Annotated in this window: 23 protein-coding genes; 8 read left to right on the top strand and 15 right to left on the bottom strand. The window is 73.0% G+C overall.

Going from position 1 to position 25,470, the window contains the following annotated elements:
- The first annotated feature begins 82 nt into the window (after nucleotides 1-82).
- From ABD332_RS20110 to ABD332_RS20095, 4 genes are read left to right on the top strand one after another with little or no spacing between them, the layout of a single operon-like run.
- Complete coding sequence (locus ABD332_RS20110) at nucleotides 83-730, top strand: response regulator (protein WP_344503517.1); 648 nt, start codon at nucleotides 83-85, stop codon at nucleotides 728-730.
- Nucleotides 731-737: 7 nt separating this feature from the next.
- A complete protein-coding gene (locus ABD332_RS20105) occupies nucleotides 738-1,742 on the top strand; it encodes a sensor histidine kinase (protein WP_344503516.1) in 1,005 nt (334 codons plus the stop codon).
- A gap of 34 nt (nucleotides 1,743-1,776) precedes the next feature.
- Nucleotides 1,777-3,426 (top strand): FAD-dependent oxidoreductase, encoded by a 1,650-nt coding sequence (locus tag ABD332_RS20100; RefSeq protein WP_344503515.1) that lies wholly within the window; start codon nucleotides 1,777-1,779, stop codon nucleotides 3,424-3,426.
- Nucleotides 3,423-4,574, top strand: coding sequence for a cytochrome P450 (locus ABD332_RS20095; RefSeq protein WP_344503514.1), 1,152 nt, complete (start codon nucleotides 3,423-3,425; stop codon nucleotides 4,572-4,574). Before ABD332_RS20100 ends, ABD332_RS20095 begins: the two co-directional genes overlap by 4 nt.
- 184 nt (nucleotides 4,575-4,758) lie before the next feature.
- Here the strand turns inward: ABD332_RS20095 and ABD332_RS20090 are convergent, their stop codons facing one another.
- Complete coding sequence (locus ABD332_RS20090) at nucleotides 4,759-6,036, bottom strand: hypothetical protein (protein ID WP_344503513.1); 1,278 nt, start codon at nucleotides 6,034-6,036, stop codon at nucleotides 4,759-4,761.
- A 166-nt stretch (nucleotides 6,037-6,202) separates the two neighbouring features.
- On the opposite strand from ABD332_RS20090, the gene ABD332_RS20085 reads away from it, so the two are divergent.
- Nucleotides 6,203-7,333 (top strand): sensor histidine kinase, encoded by a 1,131-nt coding sequence (locus ABD332_RS20085; RefSeq protein ID WP_344503650.1) that lies wholly within the window; start codon nucleotides 6,203-6,205, stop codon nucleotides 7,331-7,333.
- Nucleotides 7,330-8,007, top strand: a complete 678-nt coding sequence (locus ABD332_RS20080; RefSeq protein ID WP_344503512.1) for a response regulator — start codon at nucleotides 7,330-7,332, stop codon at nucleotides 8,005-8,007. Before ABD332_RS20085 ends, ABD332_RS20080 begins: the two co-directional genes overlap by 4 nt.
- Before the next feature lie 6 nt (nucleotides 8,008-8,013).
- Here ABD332_RS20080 and ABD332_RS20075 read toward each other — a convergent pair whose 3' ends face one another.
- The 9 genes from ABD332_RS20075 to pgsA all read right to left on the bottom strand — a co-directional run bounded on the left by ABD332_RS20075 (nucleotide 8,014) and on the right by pgsA (nucleotide 14,652).
- Nucleotides 8,014-8,421 carry a PIN domain-containing protein gene (locus tag ABD332_RS20075; protein ID WP_344503511.1) on the bottom strand — a complete coding sequence of 136 codons (408 nt, stop codon included), beginning with the start codon at nucleotides 8,419-8,421 and terminating at the stop codon, nucleotides 8,014-8,016.
- The gene (locus ABD332_RS20070; protein WP_344503510.1) at nucleotides 8,418-8,666 is read right to left on the bottom strand and encodes a type II toxin-antitoxin system VapB family antitoxin; all 249 of its coding nucleotides are present in this window, start codon (nucleotides 8,664-8,666) and stop codon (nucleotides 8,418-8,420) included. Before ABD332_RS20070 ends, ABD332_RS20075 begins: the two co-directional genes overlap by 4 nt.
- A gap of 220 nt (nucleotides 8,667-8,886) precedes the next feature.
- Nucleotides 8,887-9,642, bottom strand: coding sequence for a YebC/PmpR family DNA-binding transcriptional regulator (locus ABD332_RS20065; RefSeq protein ID WP_344503509.1), 756 nt, complete (start codon nucleotides 9,640-9,642; stop codon nucleotides 8,887-8,889).
- A gap of 3 nt (nucleotides 9,643-9,645) precedes the next feature.
- Nucleotides 9,646-10,302: a pyridoxal 5'-phosphate synthase glutaminase subunit PdxT gene (gene pdxT / locus ABD332_RS20060; RefSeq protein ID WP_344503649.1), complete on the bottom strand. Its 657-nt coding sequence runs from the start codon at nucleotides 10,300-10,302 to the stop codon at nucleotides 9,646-9,648.
- An 8-nt stretch (nucleotides 10,303-10,310) separates the two neighbouring features.
- On the bottom strand, nucleotides 10,311-11,219 hold the full coding sequence (gene pdxS / locus ABD332_RS20055) for a pyridoxal 5'-phosphate synthase lyase subunit PdxS (RefSeq protein ID WP_344503508.1): 909 nt from the start codon (nucleotides 11,217-11,219) through the stop codon (nucleotides 10,311-10,313).
- 220 nt (nucleotides 11,220-11,439) lie between these two features.
- A complete protein-coding gene (locus tag ABD332_RS20050; RefSeq protein WP_344503507.1) occupies nucleotides 11,440-11,907 on the bottom strand; it encodes a hypothetical protein in 468 nt (155 codons plus the stop codon).
- Between the two features lie 29 nt (nucleotides 11,908-11,936).
- A complete protein-coding gene (locus ABD332_RS20045) occupies nucleotides 11,937-13,076 on the bottom strand; it encodes a glycosyltransferase family 4 protein (protein ID WP_344503648.1) in 1,140 nt (379 codons plus the stop codon).
- Nucleotides 13,077-13,093: 17 nt separating this feature from the next.
- A complete protein-coding gene (locus tag ABD332_RS20040) occupies nucleotides 13,094-14,008 on the bottom strand; it encodes a phosphatidylinositol mannoside acyltransferase (protein WP_344503505.1) in 915 nt (304 codons plus the stop codon).
- Complete coding sequence (gene pgsA / locus ABD332_RS20035) at nucleotides 14,005-14,652, bottom strand: phosphatidylinositol phosphate synthase (protein ID WP_344503504.1); 648 nt, start codon at nucleotides 14,650-14,652, stop codon at nucleotides 14,005-14,007. Before pgsA ends, ABD332_RS20040 begins: the two co-directional genes overlap by 4 nt.
- A gap of 189 nt (nucleotides 14,653-14,841) precedes the next feature.
- Here pgsA and ABD332_RS20030 point away from each other — a divergent pair, with 189 nt between their 5' ends.
- On the top strand, nucleotides 14,842-17,004 hold the full coding sequence (locus ABD332_RS20030) for an elongation factor G-like protein EF-G2 (protein ID WP_344503503.1): 2,163 nt from the start codon (nucleotides 14,842-14,844) through the stop codon (nucleotides 17,002-17,004).
- Between the two features lie 6 nt (nucleotides 17,005-17,010).
- Here the strand turns inward: ABD332_RS20030 and ABD332_RS20025 are convergent, their stop codons facing one another.
- Complete coding sequence (locus tag ABD332_RS20025) at nucleotides 17,011-17,466, bottom strand: GNAT family N-acetyltransferase (protein WP_344503502.1); 456 nt, start codon at nucleotides 17,464-17,466, stop codon at nucleotides 17,011-17,013.
- A gap of 38 nt (nucleotides 17,467-17,504) precedes the next feature.
- Here ABD332_RS20025 and ABD332_RS20020 point away from each other — a divergent pair, with 38 nt between their 5' ends.
- Nucleotides 17,505-18,518 carry a hypothetical protein gene (locus tag ABD332_RS20020; protein WP_344503501.1) on the top strand — a complete coding sequence of 338 codons (1,014 nt, stop codon included), beginning with the start codon at nucleotides 17,505-17,507 and terminating at the stop codon, nucleotides 18,516-18,518.
- Nucleotides 18,519-18,521: 3 nt separating this feature from the next.
- On the opposite strand, the gene ABD332_RS20015 is transcribed toward ABD332_RS20020, so the two are convergent.
- The 4 genes from ABD332_RS20015 to ABD332_RS20000 form a co-directional block, all read right to left on the bottom strand.
- Nucleotides 18,522-19,037 (bottom strand): HIT family protein, encoded by a 516-nt coding sequence (locus ABD332_RS20015; protein WP_344503500.1) that lies wholly within the window; start codon nucleotides 19,035-19,037, stop codon nucleotides 18,522-18,524.
- Nucleotides 19,034-21,025 (bottom strand): threonine--tRNA ligase, encoded by a 1,992-nt coding sequence (thrS, locus tag ABD332_RS20010; protein WP_344503499.1) that lies wholly within the window; start codon nucleotides 21,023-21,025, stop codon nucleotides 19,034-19,036. Before thrS ends, ABD332_RS20015 begins: the two co-directional genes overlap by 4 nt.
- A gap of 63 nt (nucleotides 21,026-21,088) precedes the next feature.
- Complete coding sequence (locus ABD332_RS20005) at nucleotides 21,089-21,670, bottom strand: phosphatase PAP2 family protein (protein WP_344503498.1); 582 nt, start codon at nucleotides 21,668-21,670, stop codon at nucleotides 21,089-21,091.
- 1,322 nt (nucleotides 21,671-22,992) lie between these two features.
- The gene (locus ABD332_RS20000; protein ID WP_344503497.1) at nucleotides 22,993-25,464 is read right to left on the bottom strand and encodes a VIT domain-containing protein; all 2,472 of its coding nucleotides are present in this window, start codon (nucleotides 25,462-25,464) and stop codon (nucleotides 22,993-22,995) included.
- Between the last annotated feature and the right edge of the window lie 6 nt (nucleotides 25,465-25,470).

Here is a 25,470-nt window from a genome sequence, read left to right as displayed (position 1 = left end):
TTCGTCCTCCCCCATTTGGCGTAGGCCGAACGGGACCGGGGACGTGGTGATTCGACGCCGCACCGGGGTATAGCGCGCGGCGATGAGTATCAAGATCTTGATCGCCGACGACCACGCGATGGTCCGTGAGGGCCTGCGCGGCTTCCTGTCCCTCAGCGGCGACCTGGAGACCGTCGGGTTCGCCGCAGACGGCCGCGAGGCGGTGCGCCTGGCTCACGAGCTGCGCCCCGACCTCGTCCTCATGGATCTGCTCATGCCGGTCCTCGACGGTATCTCCGCGACCACCGTGATCCGCCGTGAGCTGCCCGGGGTCGAGGTCGTCGCCCTCAGCGGCTACCTGGAGCCGCAGCTCATCGCCGACGCCCTGCACGCCGGCGCGGTCGGATACCTGCTGAAGGACACCTCCTCCGAGGAGCTGCACCGCGCGGTCCGCGCCGCCGCCGCGGGCCAGGTGCAGCTGTCGCCGGCAGTCGCGGCCCGGCTCGTCCGGGACGTCCACGTGCCGACGGCCCCGCCGCAGCTCACCCGCCGGGAGGAGGAGGTCCTGGTGCTGCTGGCCCGCGGCCGGGCCAACGGGCAGATCGCCCGGGAGCTGCACATCGCGCCGCAGACGGTGAAGACGCACGTGAGCAACATCCTGCAGAAGCTCAACGCCGAGAGCCGCACCCAGGCCGCCCTCTACGCCATGCGGGTCGGGCTCGTGCCGGTCCACGCGGCGGCCCCGAGCTGAGGCACCGTTGAGACACATAGCGGCGCTGCACGCGCTGCTGCGCGCCGGCGCCCCGGTCGACGAGGTGCTCCACTCGGTGTGCGACCGCGCCCGGCGCGCCCTTCCGGCGGCGGCGGTCCTCGTCGTCGACGCCGCGGGTGCCGTTCGGGTGAGCTCCGGCCCGCCGCTGCCGGACCTCGCCGCGCTCGCCGCCGTCGCGATGCGGGGCGGGCGGGTGGTGCTGCGGGGCGCCGTCAGCTGCGTGCCGATGCCCGGGCACGGCGGGGTCCCCGGCGTGCTCGTCGCCGCCGGCCGGCGCCGCCCTCCGCCACCGCGCCGCCTCGAGGCCTTCGCCGCGGTCGCCGCGCTCGCCATCGGTACCGGCGAGACACAGGCGACCCGGGAGCGCGAACGCCTCGCGAGGGACCTGCACGACTCGGTGGTGCAGACCCTCTACGGCATCAGCCTCGGGGCGGGCACCGCCGCCGAGCTCGTCCACGGCGACCCGGTCAACGCCCGCGCCTCCCTCGCCTGGATCCAGGAGACGGCCAGCGCCGGCCTCAGCGACCTGCGCGGCATCATCGTGCGGCTGCGCCCGGAGACCCTCGTCGGCGCGGGGCTCGCCGCGGCGCTGCGGCGCATCGTCGACGCGCTGCACTTCGCGCCCGGCACCGGCGCCGTCCCGCCCGGGTGGGGGCTGCAGCTGGACGCCGAGCCGGCGGTCAGCCCGCAGGTGGAGGAGACCCTGTACCGCATCGCCCTCGAGGCCCTCGGCAACGCCGCCCGGCACGCCGGCGCCTCGCAGGTCACCGTCCGGCTCGCCGGCGACGACACCCGCGTGGTCCTGGAGGTCGTCGACGACGGCGTCGGGTTCCTGCCCTTCACCGCGGGGTCGCCGGGCCGGCTCGGGCTGCGGTCCATGCGGGAGCGGGCCGAGCTGGTCGGCGGCACCCTCGACGTGATGAGCGCGCCGGGTGCCGGCACCGTCGTCCGCGCGATCCTGCCCAGTTCCCCCGCCGTCCTCTCGGGGTGAGGCACCGCCGCCGGGTCCGGCTGACCGTTGGGGCATGCGCGTGGTAGTTGATCTCACCAAGTGTCAGGGGTACGCCCAGTGCGCCTTCCTGGCGCCCTCCTCGTTTCGGATGCAGGGCGACGAGGCCCTCATGTACGACCCCGCCCCCGCCGAGGACCAGCGCGAACGCGTCCAGCGGGCAGCGGCCGCGTGCCCCGTCCAGGCGATCCAGATCGACCGGCTCTCCGTGCAGGACATGCCACCCGTGCACGTCGTGGACCGCCCGTCCCGCATCGTCGTCGTCGGCGCGTCCCTCGCCGGGCTGCGGGCCGCCGAGGCGCTGCGCGAGGAGGGGTTCACCGGGTCCCTCACGCTCATCGACGGCGAGTCCTGCGAGCCGTACGACCGGCCGCCACTGTCGAAGCAGGCCCTCAGCGGCCAGGTCGCGCCGGACGCGACCGCCCTGCCACGCCCCGACCTCGACGCCAACTGGCGGCTCGGGGTCAACGCGATCGGCCTCGACCTCGCCGGCCGCCGGGTCCAGCTCGACGACGGCTCGTCGGTGCCGTTCGACCGGCTGCTGATCACCACCGGCGTCCGCGCCCGGTCGTGGCACGACCCGGTCGAGGCCGCCCTGGACGGCATGTTCGTGCTCCGTACCCGCGACGACGCGGTGCGCCTGCACGAGCGGCTCGCCTTCCTCGCGCCGTACGGCGCCGCCGCCCACCTCAGCGAGGCGGCCCCGGGTCCGCTCGAGCCGCGCGACGCCGGCCGCACACCACGCGTCCTCGTCATCGGCGCGGGCTTCACCGGCTCGGAGATCGCCTCCACCTGCCGGTCGATGGGGCTGGACGTCATCGTCGCCGAGGCCGCCGCGACGCCCCTGGCCGGCGCGCTCGGCGGGGTCATCGGTGCCGTCGCCGCCGAGGTGCAGCGCGAGCACGGCGTCGACCTGCGCTGCGGCATCACCGTCGAGTCGATCGAGGGCGACGCCGACGGCCGCGTGCGCCGGGCCCGCTTCTCCGACGGCACGGTCGCCGACGTCGCGGTCGTCGTCGCCGCGCTCGGCGGGGTCCGCAACGTCGAGTGGCTCCGCGACTCCGGCCTCGCCGTCGGCGAGTGGGGCGTCGCGTGCGACGCGGGCTGCCGCGCCTTCGACGCCAACGGCCTCGTGCTCGACGACATCTTCGTCGCCGGCGACGTCGCCCGCGCCCCGAACGCGATGTTCGGCTACCAGTTCCTGGCCCTGGAGCACTGGGCGAACGCCGTCTCCCAGGCCGAGGTCGCCGCCCACAACATGGTCAGCGACGAGTCCGACCGCTGGCCGCACCTGCACATGCCGTCCTTCTGGTCGCTGCAGTTCGGCATCAACATCAAGGCCGTCGGCGTGCCCACCTTCTCCGACGAGGTCGTCGTCACCCAGGGCTCCGTGGCGGACCGCCGCTTCGCCGCGGCCTACGGGTACAAGGGACGCCTCACCGGAGCCGTCACCTTCAACCACGGCAAGTGGCTGCCGTTCTACGCGCGGCTCATCGAGCAGGCGGCACCGTTCCCGCCGCACTTCACCACCGTCGACCAGCCCGACTCGATGGTGCCCGTCCCCGCCGACGTCCCCGACCCCAAGTTCCTGGCCCGCGACGCGACCGTGGTGGTCACCGGCCACGATCCCAGTTCCCGGTCCGCTTCCCTGAGGAGTTCCCGATGACCACTTCCGTCGGCTCCGTGTTCGGCGCGGTCCTGGATCCGGTGAACCGCCACAACCCCTACCCGCTCTACACGTCGCTGCGCCGCACCCCCGTCGGCCGCGAACCCGACGGCACGTGGCTGGTCACCACGTTCCGGGAGATCTCCGCCCTGCTGCACGACCCGCGGATCAGCTCCGCCGTCGACCCCGACCGCGAGCCGGTCGGGCTGGCGCCGAGCTTCCTGCGGACCGACCCGCCCCAGCACGACCGCCTGCGCCGCCTCGCCACCCGGCAGTTCGGCCCGCCGCACCGCCCGACCTTCGTCGCGGACCTGCAGCAGTCCTTCGAGGGCATCGTCGACCGGCTCATCGCCGACCTGCCCGCCTCCACCGCGGACCTCGTCGACCAGTTCGCCTACCCGCTGCCGGTCCTCGTCATCTGCGAGCTGCTCGGCGTGCCCCTCGCCGACGAGCCGCGCTTCAAGGCGTGGATCGACCAGGCGCTGGCCGCCGAGAACCCGCGGGACACGCCGGCCTTCCGGGAGCTCGGGGACTACCTCGGCGACCTCGTCGACGCCGACCCCGAGCCGGGCCTGCTGCGCTCCCTCGCCCACGACGACGGCCCGGACGGCCGGATGACCCGCGACGAGCTGGTCGGCACGGCGCTCCTGCTGCTCATCGCCGGCCACGAGACGACGGTCAACCTCATCGCCAACGCCTCGCTGGTCCTGCTCCGCGAGCCCCGCTGGATCGAGCGCCTCCTCGACGACCCGTCCTTCGCGATCCCCCTCGTGGAGGAGGTGCTGCGCTGGGACCCGCCCGTGCAGTTCCTGCCGTGGCGCACCGCCCTCGACGACATCCCCATCGGCGGCACCACCATCCCGCGGGGCGCCACCGTCACGCTGCTGCTCGCCGCCGGCAACCGGGACGCCACCCACGTCAGCGACCCGGACCGCTTCGACCCGGACCGCCGGCCCGTCCCGCACCTCGGCTTCGGTGACGGCATCCACTACTGCTTCGGCGCCCCGATGGCCCGCCTGGAGGCGCAGGTGGCCCTGCGCGCGCTGGCCCCGGTCCTGGCGCGGGCCCGCCTGCTGGAGGACCCGCCGGAGTACCGGCCGAGCCCCGTGCTGCGCGGCCCCCGCCACCTCCGCGTCGCCCTGCAGTGAGCCGGCGCCGCGGCGCCTGCAGTGACCGGGCGCCGCGGCCGCTCTGCAGTGACCCGGCACCGCGGCCGCTCTGCAGTGACCCGGCACCGCGGCCGCTCTGCAGTGACCGGGCACCGCGGCGCACTGCGGTGATCGGGCGCCGTGGCGCCGGCGCCACCTGTCGCCGGCGCCGCGGGCTGTCCGCTCACGCGGCGGGTTGGGGCTCCGCCGTGGGGGCCGGGGTCGCCGCCTGCAGCGGGCGGGGCGGGAGGGCCTTGGCCAGCAGGCCGTAGCCTGCGAGCAGGAGCAGCGGGCTGAGCACCGACAGCGGGCCGACGCCCACCGCGAGGAACGCCACCACGCCCAGACCCGTGAGCACCGGCACCCACCAGCGGACCAGGCCGTCGGCGGCGGCGCCGATCGGGACCGCGATCAGGCCGAGCAGGCTCACCAGCATCGCCGGCACGGCCCAGCCGAACGCGAACAGCGCATACCCGCCGAAGGCCTCCGTCACCTTCGCCGCGAGCTCGGCCGGCACCGTCTGCCGGACCGCCAGGTCGCTGAAGTCGCCGATCATCAGCCCGCTGAAGTGCATCAGCGCGAACGCGGTGACGGCGGCCGCCACGCTGGTGAACCGCCGGCCGCGGCGCATCAGCAGCAGCATCCCCGGCACGAACAGCACCCACGCCCAGTGCAGGAACAGCGCGCTCACCTGCGCCAGGTCCGGCTGCCGCACCGACTCCTCGATGTCCGGCGAAAGCCCCGGCACGGTCAGCAGCCCCGCCCCGAACACGACCGGCGCGGCGACGAGCCCGAAGCGGCCCACCCGGTCCTTGAACACGCCGAACGTCGCCGGCTCGTCCGCCCGGGACGGGTCGGTCCGTCGGCCCATCTCCCACCCGGCATAGCAGTACGCCACCAGCATCACGACCGGCCCGGCGAGGTTCACCGGCAGCGGCGAGATCGCGAACTGCAGGTACAGCACCGAACCCAGCAGCGCGGCGGCCGCCGTCCACCAGGAGATGACCTTCGCGTAGGCGGCCGCGACCGGGGTCAGCAGCAGCGCCAGCGCCCAGCCGGCCAGGCCCGGCCCCTGCCAGCCAAACGCCGCCCACTGCATCGACTGGAACGCCTCGTCGGCGCGTTTGACGTCGGCGTCGGTCAGCGTCTGCTCCATGGCGAGGATCGCCAGGTCGTACGCCATCATCGCGGAGAACGTGACGAGCCCGAACACCGCGGCGCACCACGCGATCCGCGCGAGCACGGCGCCCTTGCGCCGGATCGGTGCGAGGAGCCCGAGGAACACCGGCACGAACAGCACCCACGCCCAGTGCAGCAGCACCGAGTGCCACTGGATGGCGTCGGGGTGCTCCCGGTAGATCCCGAAGCCCTGGTCCTCGCCGAGGGCGGGATCGACCGCCGTGGCGACGGCGAGGAAGGCGGGCGCGAGGAAGAGCACGAGCCTGAAGAGGAGAAGCCGCATATCTGTACCCCTGTCGAATTCACGTTGGACCAGCAAGGTACGTATGAGCCGGCTCGCACGTCGCCACCATGGCGAGGGAGCCGTCCTCCCCCGCTCGGGGGACCGGCCGTCATTCCTTGGACGGGCGAATCCCCGGCCGGGGACCGCTTACGGTCATCTCGTGGAGATGAGGCGGGCAGATCTCGCGCTGACGGGCGCGTTCGTGGCGTTCGCCCTGACCGAGGAGGCGGTCGCGCACCAGCCGGGCGGCTGGTGGCCGTTCGTGCTGGCCGGGTTCGCGCCGCTCGTGGCCCTGCGCCGGGCCGTCCCGCTCACGGGCCTGCTCGCCAGCTGCGTCGGCGGCCTCAAGTACTGGTATCCGGACCAGATCGTCAACTACCGGCTGTGGCAGCTCGCCGCGATGATCATCGCGGCGTACACGGTCGGGCGGCACGTGCCGCTGCTCGGCACCACCGGCCGGCTCGCCCGCGCCCGCGGGGTCGCCGGCCTGCTGCTCGCCGTCGCGACCGGCGCCGCCTTCTGGCAGGTCGACCCGGGCGACCCGATGGGCGCGTTCTTCTTCCCCGTCGCGCCGTGGATCCTCGGCACGGTCTTCGGCGTCCAGCACCGCCAGAGCGCCGACGCCGCCACCGCCCGCGCCGCGATCCGCGAGCAGCGGGTCCGCGAGGCGGTCATGGAGGAGCGCGTCCGGATCGCCCGCGAGCTGCACGACATGGTCGCGCACAGCGTCACCGTCATGGTCATCCAGGCGGGCGTGGTCCGCCGCCGCCTCGACGCGGGCCTCACCGTCGACGCCGAACTGCTGCGCAACATCGAGTCCTCGGGCCGCGACGCCGTCGGCGAGCTGCGCCGTACGCTCGGCCTGCTCCGGGGCGACACGGCCGGCACCGGCGGCACCACCGCGGCACCGGTCGGGCTCGACCGCCTCGACGAGCTGCTCACCCAGGTCCGCGAGGCCGGCCTGACGGTCACCCTGCACCGCTCGGGCACGCCGGTGACGCTGCTGCCGGCCGCGGACCTCTCGGCGTACCGCATCGTGCAGGAGGCCCTGACCAACGTGCTCAAACACGCCGGACCCGCCGCGGTCACCGTGTCCCTGCGCTACGCCGACGACGGCGTCCACCTCTCCGTCGTCGACGAGGGCGGCCCCGTCACCGTCGCGGCCCCCGGCTCCGGCCAGGGTCTCATCGGCATGCGCGAGCGCGTCACCCTGTTCGGCGGCGACCTCGACGCCGGCCCGCTCCCCTCCGGCGGCTTCGCCGTCCACGCCCGGCTGCCGCGGCTGGTGGCGTCATGAGCTCCGGTCCCGCACCCGCCTCGAAGATCAGCGTGGTCATCGCCGACGACCAGCGGATGGTCCGCGCCGGCCTGCGCATGGTCATCGAGACCGAGTCCGACATGCACGTCGTCGGCGAGGCCGGCGACGGCGTCGAGGCGGTCACCCTCACCCGCCGGCTACGCCCCGACGTGGTCCTCATGGACATCGCGATGCCCCGTCAGGACGGCCTCGCCGCCACCCGCGCCCTGCTCGCCGCCCCGAACCCGCCCCGCATCATCGTGCTCACCACGTTCGACACCGACGACAACCTGTACGAGGCCCTCCGCGCCGGCGCGAGCGGCTTCCTGCTGAAGGTCTCCTCCCCCGAGCACCTCATCACCGCGATCCGCGTGGTCGCCGCCGGCGAGGCCCTCCTCGACCCGGCGGTCACGACGCGGGTGATCGCCTCGTACGCCGGCACCCCCGGCCCGCAGCCCCCACCCGAGCTCGCCGACCTCACCCCGCGCGAGACCGATGTCCTGCGCCTCATGGCCCGCGGCCTGTCCAACGGCGAGATCGCCGCCGCCCTCACGGTCGGCGAGGCCACGGTGAAGACCCACGTGGCCCGCGTCCTGATGAAGCTCGCCCTCCGCGACCGCGTCCAGGCCGTCGTCTACGCCTACGAGTCAGGCCTCGTCCGCCCCGGCCAATGACCCCGGTCAGCCCGGCTCGACACTGACGCGCTGCTGCCGGAGCTCGGGAACGTGCCGCGCGATCGTCTCGAAGTCGCCGTCCTCGTGCAGGACCACGAGCTTGAGCCGGATCGCGGTCGCCGCGACCACCAGGTCCGCCACGGAGACACCCTGATACACGCTCGGCAGGATCAGCTCATGACGGATGGCGCTGACCAGCGACCAGATGTCGTCGGGGATTGCCGCCCACGGATAGAGCGCAAGGATCCGCTCCTCGATGGCCTCGTAGCCCTTCGCGTCGGCGATGGACATCGCCTCGGCGAGCACCGGCTCACAAACCACGATCAACCCACGCTCGACGACGTCGTCCCACGCGGCCGCGGCCTGATTGCGCTGAAGCCGGACCAGCGCACTTGTGTCGACGAGGAATCTCATTCGTCCACCTCGTCAAGGGCGTCGTACTTGAACGCACCCTCGTCCGACAGGCGCCGCAGGTCCTGCAGGGCCGCGCGCCGCCGGGCGCGTTGCTGGTCGACGAACTCACGGAGCGCCGCGTTGATCGCTTCGTTGCGTGATGACGTTCCCAAGTGTCGCTGAGCCTCCTCGAGCAGCTCCTCGTCGATCGCCACGTCTTCCTCGGCGGCCGCCTCAGTCGCCGCCTTGATGACGGTTTCGGTCATGTTCCACCTCCTTCCCCACCCTAGTGGCCATATGGCCCCACGGCAATCTGCCTGATCCGAGCCCCGGACACCAGCATACGAACGGCCGGCGCCAGCAAACGCGCCGGCGACGGTGCCACCGGAAACGGTGTCGACGGACGACATGAGCAGCAGCCCCCGGTCAACGCCGAACGGCCCCTGCCCCGGGTGCGGGGAGGGGCCGTTCCGGCAGCGGCGGAGATCAGGCCTCGACCAGGGCCATGACCTCGTCGGAGACGTCGAAGTTGGCGTAGACGTTCTGGACGTCGTCGCAGTCGTCGAGGGCGTCGATCAGCTTGAAGACCTTGCGGGCGCCCTCCTCCTCCAGGGGGACGGTCACGCTCGGCACGAACGAGGAGTCCGCCGACTCGTAGTCGATGCCGGCGTCCTGGAGGGCGGTGCGGACGGCCACCAGGTCGGTCGCCTCGCTGATGATCTCGAAGGCCTCGCCGAGGTCGTTGACCTCCTCGGCGCCCGCGTCGAGGACGGCGAGGAGCAGGTCGTCCTCGGTCAGCTCGCCGGCCTTGGGCACGATGATGACACCCTTCCGGGTGAACATGTACGAGACGCTGCCGGCGTCGGCGAGGTTGCCGCCGTTGCGGGTGAGCGCGACCCGGACCTCGGTCGCCGCGCGGTTGCGGTTGTCCGTGAGGCACTCGATGAGGATGGCGACGCCGTTGGGGCCGTAGCCCTCGTACATGGCGGTCTGCCAGTCGGCGCCGCCGCCGATGAGGCCGGAGCCCCGCTTGACGGCGTTGTTGATGTTGTCGTTGGGCACCGAGTTCTTCTTCGCCTTCTGGATGGCGTCGAAGAGCGTCGGGTTACCGGACGGGTCGCCACCACCGGTGCGGGCGGCGACCTCGACGTTCTTGATCAGGCGGGCGAAGAGCTTGCCTCGCTTGGCGTCGATGACCGCCTTCTTGTGCTTGGTCGTCGCCCATTTTGAGTGCCCGGACATGGCCTAACCCTCCGTCGTCTGGCCCGCCTCACGCGCCATCTCCACGAAGTACCGATGAACTCGGAGGTCGCCGGTGAGCTCGGGGTGGAAGGCGGTGGCAAGCAGGTGCTGCTGCCGAACCGCGACAATCCTACCGGCGGCCGAACGTGCGGGCAGTCCGGGCCTTGCGGCTTCGCCCGAAGGCCCGGACTGCCCGTTTACACGACCCAGCACCCGCACGCCCGGTCCGACCTCCTCGACCCACGGGGCGCGGATGAAGACCGCCGAGAACGGCCCTCCTTCAATGTCCGAAATGTCGACCGTGCCTTCGAACGAGTCGACCTGCCTGCCGAAGGCATTGCGCCGGACGGTCATGTCGATGCCGCCGAAGGGCACCTGGTCGGGGCGGCCGTCCAGGATCGTGCCGGCGAGCATGATCATGCCGGCGCACGAGCCATAGGCGGGCATGCCGCCGGCCAGCCGCTTGCGCAGTGGCTCGGTCATGCCGAACTCGATCGCCAGCTTGCTCATCGCCGTGGACTCGCCGCCCGGGATGACCAGCGCGTCGACCGAGTCCAGCTCGTCGGGGCGGCGCACCGGACGGGCGATGACATCGAGCTCGGCCAGGGCGTGCAGGTGTTCGCGCGTATCGCCCTGGAGGGCGAGCACACCGATGATCATGCCGGCGGTCACCAGCCGCGCTCGGCGAGGCGGTGCGGCTGCGGGATCTCCTCGACGTTGATGCCGACCATGGCCTCACCCAGGCCGCGGGAGACCTTGGCGATGACGTCGGGGTCGTCGTGGAACGTGACGGCCTTGACGATGGCGGCGGCGCGCTGCTCGGGGTTGCCGGACTTGAAGATGCCGGAGCCGACGAAGACGCCCTCGGCGCCGAGCTGCATCATCATGGCGGCGTCGGCGGGGGTGGCGATGCCGCCGGCGGTGAACAGCACGACCGGGAGCTTGCCGGTCTCGGCGACCTCCTTGACCAGCTCGAACGGCGCCTGCAGCTCCTTCGCGGCGACGAACAGCTCGTCTTCGGGCAGCGACGTCAGCTTGCGGATCTCCCCACGGATCTTGCGCATGTGGGTGGTGGCGTTGGACACGTCGCCGGTGCCGGCCTCACCCTTGGAGCGGATCATGGCCGCGCCCTCGGTGATGCGGCGCAGTGCCTCGCCGAGGTTGGTGGCGCCGCAGACGAACGGCACCGTGAAGGCCCACTTGTCGATGTGGTTGCTGTAGTCGGCCGGGGTGAGCACCTCGGACTCGTCGACATAGTCGACGCCGAGCGCCTGCAGGACCTGGGCCTCGACGAAGTGGCCGATGCGGGCCTTGGCCATGACGGGGATCGAGACGGCGGCGATGATGCCGTCGATCATGTCGGGGTCGCTCATGCGGGAGACCCCGCCCTGCGCCCGGATGTCGGCGGGGACGCGCTCCAGGGCCATGACGGCGACGGCGCCGGCGTCCTCGGCGATCTTCGCCTGCTCGGGGGTGACGACGTCCATGATGACGCCACCCTTGAGCATCTCTGCCATGCCCCGCTTGACCCGCGCGGTGCCGGTGACTGACGAGCTGGTGGTGGGCGACTCGGACACGACGAAGCACTCCTCACAGGGCTGAACGGGATTCACCTTGAGTTTACGCCGACCGGGTGACAGGTTCCGACGTCCAATGGGAACCCCGCGGCCCACGTTGCACCCCACCAGCCGGCCAAACCTCAGAAAATGGTGATTTTTCCGGTGTAGCGGGCGCGGAGCGCCTGATAAACCGGAAGGAAGGGGGAAACAGCGTGCGTTTCGCCGCTCATGTACCGGTTCACGGCAGGGACGGGTCGTCGACGTCGAAGTACGCGGGGCGGGGGTGCTTGCGGGCCAGGCGGAACACGCGGACCAGCGCCCGGCGGCGCACGGCGAGGGCGTCGCGCACGACGTCGTTGTGCACCTGCCTGGCGAGGGCGACCCGCCTGCTGACCTGCACGAGCGGCCCGACGACGTCCTCCGGGCCGGCGGCCGCCTCGCGCAGGTGGCGGGTGAGGTCGTTCTCGGCGACCTCGCGGTCCTCGGGCTGGGCGTCGACGGCGATCCGGGCCGCGTACATAAGGGTGGGCAGCTGCGCCGCCTCGGCGAGGGCCACCGCGGCCACCGCGCGCCGGACCAGGTGGGCGTCGAGCGTGGCGTAGGCCGCGACCGCCCGCGCGTGGAGCCGGTCGACGCGGGCCGCGAGCCAGGTGAGGTAGGTCGCCACCAGGACCACCACCGCCACCACCGCGATCACCCACCACACGGCGGGAAGCCTACGGTAAGGCTGGCTGCCTACGGGACGGGCTCCTCGACCACGGCCCCGGCGACCTCGATCACCGTCGAGTAGACCTCCAGGACCCGGTCGGCGACGACGGGCCAGTCGTACGCGGCGACGACGGAGGCGGCCCGGTCGGCGAGCGCGGCCCGGCGCGCGGGGTCGTCGAGCAGGCCGGCGACGGTGGCGGTCAGCGCGGCGGCGTCGCCGACGGGGAAGAGGGCACCGGCCCGCCCGCCGTCCAGGACCCGCCGGAACGCGTCCAGGTCGCTGGCGACGACGGTCGCGCCCGCGGACATCGCCTCGGTCAGGATCATGCCGAAGGACTCGCCGCCGGTGTTGGGGGCGATGTACAGGTCGACGCTGCGCAGCATCCGCGCCTTGTCCTCCTCCGACACCTTCCCCAGGAAGACGATCCGGTCCTTGAAGGCCGCGATGTCCGGAAAGTCGGTGAAGATCTCGTCGACGTCGCCGGGGCCCGCCACCAGCAGCCGCAGGCCCGGACGGCGGGCGGCGAGCGTCGCGAACGCGGTCAGCAGCAGCGGGAAGCCCTTCCGGGGCTCCGTGAACCGCCCCAGGAAGCCCAGCGTGCCCCCGTCGCCGGGGAAACCGGGCAGCGGCGAGGCGGCGCGGTACCGCGACACCTGCACCCCGTTGGGGATCTCCCACGCGCTGCCGCCCAGGTGCTCGACCTGGACCTTGCGCGCCAGCTCGCTCACCGCGATCCGCCCCGTGATCTTCTCGAGCACCAGCTGGAGCAGCCCCTGCGCGGCGGCGAGCGCCCGCGAGCGGGTCATCGCGGTGTGGAACGTGGCGACGACCGGCCCGCGCGCCGACAGCACCGCCAGCATCGACAGGCTCGGCGTGAGCGGCTCGTGCACGTGCAGCACGTCGAAGCGGCCGGCGGCCATCCAGCGCCGGACCCGGGTCGCGGAGATGAGACCGAAGGAGACGCGCGCGACGGAGCCGTTGTACGGCACCGGCACCGCCCGGCCCGCGGGCACGACGTACGGCTGCTCGGCACTCTCGTCGTCGCCGGGCGCCAGGACGCTGACGTCGTGGCCGAGGCTGATCAGCGTCTCGGCGAGGTCGCGGACGTGGTTCTGCACGCCGCCGGGCACGTCGAAGGAGTACGGGCAGACGATCCCGATGCGCAACACGCCTCCCACGCCTCCTAAGCCTTCACGACGGCGGGGGTGTCGATCCAGAGTCGTTGCAGCATGTGCCAGTCCTGTGGGTTGCGGGCGATGCCGGCGGCGAGGACGTCCGCGATCCGCTGGGTGAGCAGCCGGACCCGCACGTCGAGCGCCCCCTCCGAGGCGTCCGGCAGCGGGATCGGCCCCTCGAGCCGGCCGGCGGCCGCGTCCGGGTCGAACCACATCGACACCGCGTAGAGCGGTGCGCCGGTGCGCAGGGCCAGCAGCGCCGGGCCGGCCGGCATCTTCGTCCGGCCGCCGAAGAAGTCGACCTCGACGCCGCGGGCGGTCAGGTCCCGGTCGGCGAGCAGCGGCACCACGTACCCGGCCCGCAGCCGCTCCTCCAGCACGTCGAACGGGGGCCGCTCGCCGCCGGTCGTCGGCAGGATCTCCATACCCAGCGCGCGCCGGAAATGCAGGTACCGCAGGTACACGCTCTCCGGCTTCAGCCGCTCCGCGACGGTCACGATCGGCCAGCCGTTGGCGGCGACCCAGGCGCCGGCCGCGTCCCAGTTGCCCGCGTGCGGCAGGGCGATGACGGCACCGGCCTTGTCGGCGACGTTCTTGGCGAGCAGCTCGCCGCGGTCCAGCCGGAACCCGCTGAGGTGCTGCGCCCGGGAGCGCCCCGGCAGCCGGAACGCCTCCAGGTAGTAGCGTGAGTAGGAGCGCAGCCCCCGCTCGACCAGGTCGGCGAGCTCGGCCTCCGACGGCCCGGGGCCGACGACCCGGCGCAGGTTGGACGCGAGCCTCAGCGTGCCCTTGCCGCCTTTGCCGCTGCGGTACCGGCGGGAGCCGTGCGCCGCGGCGGCCGAGAACAGCGGCCAGGTCACCGCGCGGGGGAGCTTCGGGATGAGCGTGAAGGCGGCGCCGTAGCCGAGTTCCGCGAGGTTCACAGGGCCGCCCGATCGCCGGCGTCAGCGGCCGCCGCGAGCTCGCGGGCCTGCCGGTACACATGCGACATCCGCTGCCCGATGGTGATCACCGACAGCAGCACCAACAGCCACAGGGCCGCCTCCATGCCGTACGGCACGCCGAAACCGAACAGCAGGCCACCGATCCCGACCAGGATGAGCCGCTCGGTCCGCTCGGCCAGCCCGACGTTGGCGGTCATCCCGAGACCCTCGGCGCGGGCCTTCACGTAGGACACCACCTGCCCGGTGAGCAGGCACAGCAGCGCCGCGGCGCACTCGCGCAGCTGACCCTGGGAGGCGAACCAGAAGGCGACGGAGCCGAAGATGGCGCCGTCGGAGACGCGGTCCATGGTCGAGTCGAGCAGGGCGCCGAACTTGTTGCTGACGCCGAGCTGCCGGGCCATGGACCCGTCGAGCATGTCGGTCAGGCAGCTCACGGTGACGATAACGAGCGCGATGACCATATGGCCGCGGGTGGCGAACCCGAGACTGCCGACGAGCACGCCGACGGTGCCGGCGACGGTCACCGCGTTCGGGGTCACCTTGGCGCGCAACAGCGCGGCCGCGACGGGGTTGACGATGCGGGCCAGTCCGGCCTTGCTGACTACGCTGAGGATCTTCGCCATGGCGCTCCCACGATAACGGCGGCGGAGCTTGCCGGATACCTGCGCGTGGGCCTGCTCACGGTGCTTGAGTAAACCGTAGGCCGCCGGTGGGGTCGAACGGCTCTTGTGTCGGTGATGGTTCGGGTGTGGGATCGGTGAACAGGTCGTGACTGTGAGACTGCTCACAGCAGGCAGGACGGGAGGCGCATGATGGCGCAGAAGGTCCAGGAGAAGGGTGTCGCCGGCCCGGTGCCGGCGGTTGATGACCCCGGCAGGGTACGCAACGTGGTGGTCGTCGGGCACTCCGGCGCCGGGAAGACGACCCTCGTGGAGGCGCTGCTCGCGGCGACCGGCACGATCGGACGGGCCGGCGCGGTGTCCGAGGGCACCACGGTGACCGACCACGACCCGGCGGCGGTGCGGCAGCAGCGGTCGGTGACGCTGTCCTGCGCCCCCGTCCTCCACGGCGGCACGAAGATCAACCTGCTCGACACCCCGGGGTACGCCGACTTCGTCGGGGAGCTGCGCGCCGGCCTGCGGGCCGCCGACGCGGCGCTGTTCGTCGTGTCGTCCGTCGACGGCGTCGACGCCGCCACCGCCGCGCTGTGGGAGGAGTGCGCCGCCGTCGGCATGCCCCGCGCGGTCGCCGTCACCCGCCTCGACCACCCGCGCGCCGACTTCCAGGACACCCTGGAGCTCTGCCAGGACGCGTTCGGCGACAACGTGCTGCCGCTGTACCTGCCGATGCTCGGCGACGACGGCACCGCGGTCGAGGGCCTCATCGCGCTGGTCACCCACCGGGTCTTCGACTACTCCGCGGGCTACCCGCCGTCGGTCCGCGACCCGGAGCCGCAGCACCTGCCGGCGATCGAGGAGTCGCACAACAGCCTGCTCGAAGGCATCATCGCCGAGAGCGAGGACGAGACGCTCATGGAGCGCTACGTCAGCGGCGAGGTCATCGAGACGTCGGTGATCATCGAGGACCTGGAGAAGGCGGTCGCCCGCGGCACCTTCTACCCCGTCGTGCCCGTCTGCGCGCAGACGGGCCTCGGCCTCGACGCCCTCCTGGAGGTGCTGACCAGCGGGTTCCCGTCGCCGCTGGAGCACGTCGTGCCGCCGGTCACCGACATCGCGGGCGACCCGCACGCGCCGCTGCGCTGCGACCCGGACGGCCCGCTCATCGCCGAGGTGGTGAAGACGACGATCGACCCGTACGTCGGCCGCGTCTCCCTCGTGCGGGTCTTCTCCGGCACGCTGCGCCCCGACAGCCCGGTGCACATCTCCGGGCACGGCATGGCCGAGCGCGGCCACCCCGACCACGACGCCGACGAGCGGTTCGCGCACCTGTTCTCGCCGCTCGGCTCGGCGCTGCGGGAGGTGCCGTACGCGGTCGCCGGGGACATCGTCGCGATCACCAAGTCGACGACGGCGGAGACCGGCGACACGATCTCCGGCAAGGACGACCCGATGCTCATGGCGCCGTGGGTGATGCCGGAGCCGCTGCTGCCGATCGCGATCGTCGCGAAGACCCGCTCCGACGAGGACGCCCTCGCCAAGAACCTCGGCCGGCTCGTCGCCGGCGACCCGACGCTGCGCCTGGAGCGCAACTCCGAGACCCACCAGCTGGTGCTGTGGTGCATGGGTGAGGCGCACGCCGACGTCGTGCTCGACCGGCTGCGCTCCGGCGGCGTGGAGCTGGACACCGAGCCGGTGCGGGTCGCGCTGCGCGAGACGTTCGCCGCGCCCAGCCAGGGCCACGGGCGGCACGTCAAGCAGTCGGGCGGGCACGGACAGTACGCGGTCTGTGACATCAAGGTCGAGCCGCTGCCGCGCGGGTCCGGCTTCGAGTTCGTCGACAAGATCGTCGGCGGGGTCGTGCCGCACAACTACATCCCGTCGGTGGAGAAGGGCGTCCGCCACCAGATGGAGCGCGGCATGGTCGCCGGCTACCCCGTCGTCGACGTGCGGGTCACCCTGTTCGACGGCAAGGCGCACTCCGTCGACTCGTCCGACGCGGCGTTCCAGACCGCCGGCGCGCTCGCCCTGCGCGAGGCCGCCGAGCAGGGCCAGACGACGCTGCTCGAGCCGATCGACGAGGTCTGGATCCGGGTCCCCGACGAGTTCGTCGGCGCGGTCATGAGCGACCTGTCCGGCCGCCGCGGCCGGGTGCTGGGCAACGAGCCGGACCCGGCCGGGCACGAGCGGACCCTCGTGCACGCCGAGGTGCCCGCCACCGAGCTCGTCCGGTACGCGGTCGAGCTGCGCGCGATGACGTCCGGCTCGGGCACGTTCACCCGCGCGTTCGCCCGGCACGACCCGATGCCGACGCACCTGGCGGACGCGGTGAAGAAGGAGCACGCCGCGGCCCGCTGAGGCCTGTCAACGGTCTGGCTGGATCACCCGGTCCAGCCAGACCTGGTCGAGCAGCTCGATGCCGTCGACCATGATCCCGGCCGGGTACCCGTTCGCGGGCGTGAAGAAGTCCCGCTCCACCGACCGGAAGCGGAAGCCCTGCCGCTGGTAGAAGCGCAGGTTGCCGACGTCGGCGGCGCCGGTGGCCACCAGCACCGTCCCGCCGCCCTCCTCCCGTACCAACGCGGCGGCGGCCTCGACGAGGGCCGCACCGACACCGGTCCCCCGCCGCTCCGGCACCACCGCCATGTTCTTGACCTCCAGACCGACCAGCTGGAGGTGGCCCACGGTCCGCCCACCATCCACCGCGACGAGCACGCGGCCCTGGTACAGGTAACCGTCCAGCAGCTCCGCGGAGTCCTCGGCCAGCTCGAACGACCACCGCAGGCCGACCCGGTCACCGTCGTACAGCTCCACTCGCACGACACCAGACGATGCCAGGTCCGCCTACACTGCGCGGCATGATTTTCTCGCGGGGCAGGAAGCAGGACCCGGTCGTCGAGTTCTGGGCCTGGTGGCCCACGATCCGCCAGGCCGTGATCGACGCCATCTCCACCGGCGAGTTCGAGCCGCTCACCCCGCAGATCAGCAAGCGGGTCGCGGCCATCCACAAGGACCTGACCTGGGAGTTCAGCAAGGGCACGACCGCCACGCACGCGCTGGTCGTCTCCCCCGGCGGCAACCCTGAGCTGCGCGCGGTCGTCGCCCGCTGGGGCGCGCTCGCCCCGGCCGCCGACCCGGAGTGGGAGTTCCACACCGCGCGCCAGCCCGACCACGACACGCTGACGGCCACGATCGAGATCGCCGGCGCCCGGCTGGACCTCGCGCTGCTGCGGTTCGCGTTCACCCCCGACGAGGACTCCGCCGCGATCGACGTCGTCGGCTTCCACCCGCTGTTCCGCAAGCTGCCGGAGCCGGTCCGCGGCCAGATCACGTTCCTCGCCCTCGACTGGCTGCTCGGCGAGGAGGGCGTCGAGCTGTGGGTCGGGTCGGTCGGCTTCAGCGCCGACGAGCCCGACGGCGCGCGGGACCCGCTCGAGCTCGCCGCCGCCGTCGACGACCTGCGCGAGCGGCACCGGGAGCCGACCTGGGCCGTCTTCTCCGCCGTGGTCGACGGCGCCCCGCTGACCGGGATGGTGCAGCGGCCGCTGCGGTCGGCGCGCTGGCCGCGGTTCGACACGCACGCCGCGGTGATCCTGCCCTACCGGGCCGAGGAGGCCGGCCTGCCCACCGAAGACGCCCTGGAGGAGCTGCGGGCGTTCGAGGACGGGCCGCTCGAAGCGGCGCTGGGCGGCGCCGGCGAGGTGGTCGCGCAGGAGACCACCGCGGGCCGGCGCATCCTGCACTGCTACCTCGACGGCACGTCCGGCGCCGGCGAGAAGGTCAAGGCCGCCGCGGCCGGCTGGCCGGGCGGCAAGGCGAAGGTGAAGCTGCGCCACGACCCCGCGTTCGAGGCCGTGGCGCACCTGTCCTGACTGCTACTCCCAGACCGACGCCAGCAGCTTCCGGGTGTCGGTGAGCAGCTGCGGCAGGACCTTCGTCCGGCCGACGACGGGCATGAAGTTGGTGTCGCCGCCCCACCTGGGCACGATGTGCTGGTGCAGGTGGGCGGCGATGCCGGCGCCGGCGACCGAGCCCTGGTTCATGCCCAGGTTGAAGCCGTGCGCGCCGCTGGCCCGGCGCACGGCGCGCATCGCGGCCTGCGTGAAGGTCGCCAGCTCCACCGTCTCGTCCGCGGTCAGGTCCGTGTAGTCGGCGACGTGCCGGTACGGGCAGACCATCAGATGGCCGGGGTTGTACGGGTACAGGTTGAGCACCGCGAACACGAGCCCGCCCCTGGCGACGACGAGGCTGTCCTCATCGGGCAGGCCGGGCGCCCGGCAGAACGGGCACCCCGTCGGCTCGTCGTGGTCCCCCGCCCGGTCCTCCTTGATGTAGGCCATCCGGTGCGGGGTCCACAACCGCTCGATGTCGTCCGGCGTACCCGTCGTCATGCCGCCGAGGGTCCCACATTCGTGCGGGACCTGACGACCTCCACCACGTGCGCGACGGCCTCGTCGAGGGCGACACCGTTGCGCTGGGAGCCGTCACGGTAGCGGAACGACACGGTGCCACCGGTGACGTCGTCGTCGCCGGCGATCACCATGAAGGGGATCTTCTGCTGCTGCGCGGTGCGGATCTTCTTCTGCATCCGCTCGTCGGAGTGGTCGACCTCGACCCGGATGCCTTCCTTGCGCAGCCGCGCCGCGAACTCGGCCAGGTAGTCGCCGTGGTCGGCGCGCACCGGGATGCCGACCACCTGCACCGGCGAGAGCCACGCCGGGAACGCGCCCGCGTAGTGCTCGGTCAGCACGCCGAAGAACCGCTCGATCGAGCCGAACAGCGCCCGGTGGATCATCACCGGCTGCTGCCGGCTGCCGTCGGACGCCTGGTACTCCAGCTCGAAGCGCTTCGGCTGGTTGAAGTCGACCTGGATCGTCGACATCTGCCAGGTCCGGCCGATCGCGTCGCGCGCCTGCACGGAGATCTTCGGCCCGTAGAACGCGGCGCCGCCCGGGTCCGGCACGAGCTCCAGCCCCGACTCGAGCGCCGCGTTGCGCAGCGCCTCGGTCGCCTCTTCCCACTCCGCGGCCTCACCGATGAACTTCGGCGAGTCGTCGCGGGTGGACAGCTCCAGGTAGAAGTCGTCCAGGCCGTAGTCGCGCAGCAGGTCGAGCACGAACTGCAGCAGGCCGCGCAGCTCGCCGACCATCTGCTCCTTGGTGCAGTAGATGTGCGAGTCGTCCTGGGTCAGGCCCCGCACCCGGGTCAGGCCGTGCACGACGCCCGACTTCTCGTAGCGGTACACCGTGCCGAACTCGAACATGCGCAGCGGCAGCTCACGGTAGGACCGGCCGCGGGCCCGGAAGATGAGGTTGTGCATCGGGCAGTTCATCGCCTTCAGGTAATACTCCGCGCCCTCCATCTCCATGGGCGGGAACATCGTGTCGGCGTAGTACGGCAGGTGGCCCGACGTCTGGAACAGGTTCGACTTGCTGATGTGCGGCGTGTTGACGAACTCGTAGCCCGACTCCTCGTGCCGCTGCCGCGAGTAGCTCTCCATCTCCCGGCGGATGATGCCGCCCTTCGGGTGGAAGACCGCGAGCCCGGAGCCGATCTCGTCGGGGAAGCTGAACAGGTCCAGGTCCGCGCCGAGCTTCCGGTGGTCGCGCCGCGCCGCCTCCTCCAGGAGCTTCTGGTACTCCTTGAGCGCGTCGCGGGTCGGCCACGCGGTGCCGTAGACGCGCTGCAGCTGCGGGTTCTTCTCCGACCCGCGCCAGTACGCCGCGGCGACGCGGGTCAGCTTGAACGCCTGGATCATGCGGGTGCTCGGCAGGTGCGGCCCCCGGCACAGGTCCGACCAGCAGACCTTGTCCGACTGCGCGTCGAGGTTGTCGTAGATCGTCAGCTCGCCGCCGCCGACCTCCATGACCTCCTTGTCGTCCACCGTCTGGCCGCTGTCGCTCTTCACGTCGACGAGCTCCAGCTTGAACGGCTCGTCCTTCAGCTCGGCCTTGGCCTGCTCGACCGACTCGAACCGCCGCCGGCGGAACTTCTGCCCCGACTTGATGATCTCCTGCATGCGCTTCTCGAGCTTGTCCAGGTCATCGGGGTGGAACGGCTTGGCGACCTGGAAGTCGTAGTAGAAACCGTGCTCGATCGGCGGCCCGATGCCGAGCTTCGCCTCCGGGAACAGGTCCTGCACGGCCTGCGCCAGCACGTGCGCGGTCGAGTGGCGCAGCACGTTGAGCCCGTCCGGCGACGACAGGTCGACGGCCTCGACCTCCGTGTCCTGCTCCGGCGTCCAGTCGAGGTCGCGGAGCCGGCCGTCGGCCTCGCGGACGACGACGATCGCCTTGGGCCCGCTGGTCGGCAGCCCGGCCTCCGCGACCGCGGCGGCGGCGGTCGTGCCGGCCGTGACCACGATGGTATTCGAGCGCACTGTGGACACGGTCTGCTCCCAAGCGTGAAGAGGTCTGATTCCCCGCAAACTCTATCCGCCGCGTCACCGCAGGGCCGAGAACACCCCGCCCGCCACGACCGCGCCCACCACGGCCCCGACGACGACCTGCGCCACCGTGTGGTCCTTCAGCGCCACCCGCGACCATCCGACCAGCCCCGCCAGCGGCGCCGTCACGATCAGCAGCCAGCCGTAGACCAGCATCAGGATCACCAGCGCCCCCGCGGCCACGGCCGTGTGGATCGACATCTTCCACCAGTGGTTGACGACCGCCGCGACGACCAGCCCCACCCCACCGGCGACGACCGCCGCGAGCAGCTCCTGCTGCGCGTCCAGCCCGACCAGCACCACGAACCCGACCGCCACCGACACCAGCCCGACCAGCAACGGCCCCCGCCGCTGCCGGTGATCCCCCACATGCCGGTCCGTGAGCTCCCCGCGCCGCACGCCGCGCAGGATGTACAGGAACGGCAGCACACTCTCGAACAGCGCCGCGACGACCCCCAGCAGCAGCCCGCGCCCGACGCTCGGCGCCCCGTGCACCGCCAGCAGCACCAGCAGCACCGACACCAGCACCGCCGGCGCCAGCACCTCGGTCACCCCACGAGCGATCCGCTGCACGATCACCGCCGTACCGTACAGAACCCCGCAGCACCCCACGATCCGCACACACCCCCACCCCCGAGCCATGCCGGCCGATGCGCTCCCCCGTTTTGAAGCACATCGACCGGCACACCCCGACCAGCGCCGACGCCCCGATCCGTCCAGCGCCACATGCCCGGCCAACCTTCGATCGCCCGAACACTCGTTCCGTCCCGCGCCCGACCCAGCCCGCCAAACCCGAGCCACAACCCCACTGGCCCCGCTGCAGACCGCCGAACCCGAGCCTCTGCCCAGCTCAGCCCGCCAAGCCCGAGCCACGACCCAGCCGGCCCACTGCGGACCAGCCTGCCGATCGCCGAGCCACTTCCCCGACCAGCCCGCGCCGGACGAGCCTGCCGAACCCGCGCCTGCCCAACCGGCCGCGCGCCCACCCGGCCTGCCGAACCTCCGAGCCGCTACCCAGCCGGCCCGCGCCCGACCCGCCTGGCGGCTCTGAGCCACTGCCCGACCGGTCTGCGCTCGACCGGCCCGGCGAACCCCGAGCCACTGCCCAACCAGCTGTCGTTCAACCGGCCGGATCTCGAAGTGCCAGCGATCAATGCGCCCCGCTCTGCCCCGCCCTGCCCCGAGGTCACGCAGGCCGGACTCCCCCAGGTCAGGCTCTGGGCGCGGCGCGACGTCCTCGGTTCACGCACCGCCGAGGTCCCCAGGTCACCCGCCCCGACCGCGGCGGCCCAGCACCAAGGGGCGGAGCTGAGACCCGCGGTCCGGCGCGGCGGCGACGGATGCCGGAGCCCGCCAGCACCGCCATCCACGCCGAATCCCAACGACATCACAACCGACACCGGAGCCCGACGACGCCACAGCCAACGCCGACCGCCTGGCCCGCCGCGCGCACCGGCTCGCGACCCCGACGCCGCTGAAGCCCGGTGGCGCACCCGAGCGGTGGCGCCGCCATCCACGCCGAAGCCCAGCAGCGCTGCGACCAACACCGGAGCCCGACGACGCCACAGCCAACGCCGACCCCGACGGCGCCGAAGCTCGGTGACGTGCCCGAGCGGTGGCACCGAACCCGAAGGCGCCGCGACGACTGCTACAGCCAGCCTTGCAGTGCCGCAACCGACACCCGGCCGCGGCGGCAACGGCTCCCGACGGCGCAGCAACCGACACCGGAGCCCGACGGCGCCGCGACACACGCCGAGACCCGCCTGAGCCGCACCCGACGCCCGTCAGTGCCGGCAGCCGAGACCCGGCGGCACCGCAGCCAGGACCGGATGGCGCCGGGATCGACGCTGAAGGCCCCTAGCGCCGCGGCGGGAGTTGCACGGCCGCGGCGCCGGGGTTGGTCAGCGCTTCCAGAAGGCGCCCCTGGACTTGGGCTGGTCGGGGTGGTCGCCCGAGACCTTGTCGAGCTCCTCGAGGACCTGCTGCCACAGCTCGTCGAGGGGCTGGGAGGCGATGGCCGCCGGGGTGAGGCGGTCGGCCAGGAGGCGCAGGACGCCGATGCCCAGCACCGCCAGGCGCGAGCCCAGGTCTTCGAGCAGCTCGCGGCGCTCGAAGTCGGGGCGGTCGGCGGCGGCGCGCAGGCGGCGGGCCTCCTCGGCGGCGAGCTGGCGCAGCTCCGCCGAGTCGGCGCGCTGGCGCTCCGCCTCGACCGACGGCTGGGCCGCGGGCTGCGCCGAGGCCGGTGCCTGCGGGCGGACCGAGCCCCGGCCGCGCAGCGCCCGCGCGACACCACCGGCGGGACGGGCGAACACGCTGCCGCCACCACCCGCCGACTTGCGGTGCACGGCGCCACCCGGGGCCGGTGGCGGCGCCATCGGCGGCATCGGCGGCGGGCCGCCCGGTGCGGGTGCGGGCATCGCGACGGCCCGGGCCAGGTCCGGCGCGGCCGCGGCATACGACATCGCCGTCGGGTGCAGCGGCGGCGGGGGCACCGCCGTCGGCAGCTCCCAGCCGGCCGGCGACTCGACGGGCTGCACCACCTGGCGCGGCTCGGCGCCGTCGGTGACGACCCGCTTGTCGACCGCGACATACGCGGTGAACCGGCACAGCACCCCGAAGCGCAGCGACACCGCGGTGATCCGCTGCTCGAGCTGGTTGTCGTCGCTGGTGGCGGCCCAGCGGGCGCCGGGCCCGGCGACATAGGCGTCCTCCAGGTCGCGCAGCAGCGCGCGGGCCCAGATCGCGGTGAGCGCCGGGTTGTCGTGCTCGGTGGCGGTGACGGTGGTCGACCAGGGGGTGCCGTCGCGCATGGTGCCGGCGACGGTGAGCGTGCCGCCGGCCGGGCCGCGATACCGCCCGGTGACGACGAACGGCACGCCGGGGAACACGTCGGGCAGCCGGGCCGGTGCCTGGGTGCCGTCGATGAGGTCGAGCCCTTCGGCGGTGACGGTGACGCCGCTGACGACGGGCGCGCCGATCCGCCGGTGGATGCGGTCCATGGCCTCGTCGAGCCGGTCCTCGCTCTCGACGAGCTCGCAGCGGCCACCGCCGGCGATCGCGAGGCGGCCGAGGAACCCGGCGTTGACGGCCTGGTCGATGCCGACGGTGTGCACCCGCACCCCGCGCAGCGCGCCCGTGACGGTCCGCAGGATCTGGTCCTCGTTGCCGACCTGGCCGTCGGTGACCAGGACGAGCACCCGGTCGCGGTCGCCTGTCGCGGCGTCGAGCAGCTTCAGCCCGTCGATGAGCGGCTGGAGCAGCTCGGTGCCGCCGCGGGCGTCGACCCGGGACAGGTGCTCGACGGCCCGGAAGCGGTGCCGGTCGGTGCCGTCGGACAGGCCGGACGGCAGCGAGTCGGGTGTCTCCACCCGGTCGTCGAAGGACAGCACGGCGAAGCGGTCGGTGGCGGTGAGGGTGTCGACGATGCGGGCGGCGGCGCGGCGCGCGGCGACCATCTTCCAGCCGCCCATGCTGCCGGAGCGGTCCAGCAGCAGCACCACGTCCTTGGCCTTCGGCGGCGCCTGGGACTCCGGCGGCAGCACCGTCAACCGATAGGTGCCTTCGCCGCCCTCGGCGTCGGGCACCACCGCGAGCCCGGCCTCGCCGGCGCCATAGGCCAGCCGGAGCACGAAGTCGCGGTCGGCCCGCTCGCCGGGGCGCACCGACACGGTGCGCTCGGTCTGCTGCACGGCGTGCAGGCTGGAGCGGACCTCGCCGAGCGGCAGCCCGGCCGGGTCGATGTCGACGTCGATGCTCAGGCGCAGCGGGTTGGGGAAGCCGGGCAGCAGGACCGGCGGCGTGATGCGGGACGCGTCGGGCACGGCGTCGGTGTCCAGGGCGTGCCCGGCGCCGACACTGTCACCGTCGAGGGCGCCGCCGGGGATGTAGCGCGGGGCGACGACCAGCGGGAACCGGAACGTGGCCTCGCCGTCCTCGAACGCCAGCGGGCCCGCCAGCGACAGTGACACGCTGACCCGCTCGCCGGGCAGGATGTTGCCGACGCGCATGGTGAACACGTCGGGCCGCTCCTCCTCGGCGATCGAGGCGCGCTGGCCGGCGGCGACGGCGCGGTCGTAGGTCTCGCGGGCGGCGCCGCGCTCCTGCAGCTCCGCCTCGACGACCCGCCCGTCGGCGGTCATCGCCATGCGGGTCACGGCCGCCCGGTCGGGCAGCGGGAAGACATAGGTGGCCTCGAGGGGCACGTCGTGGACGTTGACGAACTCCTGGGTGAGGTCGATGCGCGCGACCAGGCCGGTGATGGCCGTGCGCACGTCGATCCGGTCGAGCGGCAGGTTGCCCCGCTCGGTGCGCAGCGCGCCGAGACCGGCGTCATCCTTCGGGGCGGCGACCCGCTGGGCCTCTGCCTCGGTCATCGTGGC

This window comes from Dactylosporangium maewongense (assembly GCF_039531485.1).
Lineage (GTDB): Bacteria > Actinomycetota > Actinomycetes > Mycobacteriales > Micromonosporaceae > Dactylosporangium > Dactylosporangium maewongense.
This window is presented reverse-complemented; position numbering and strand designations above follow the sequence as displayed.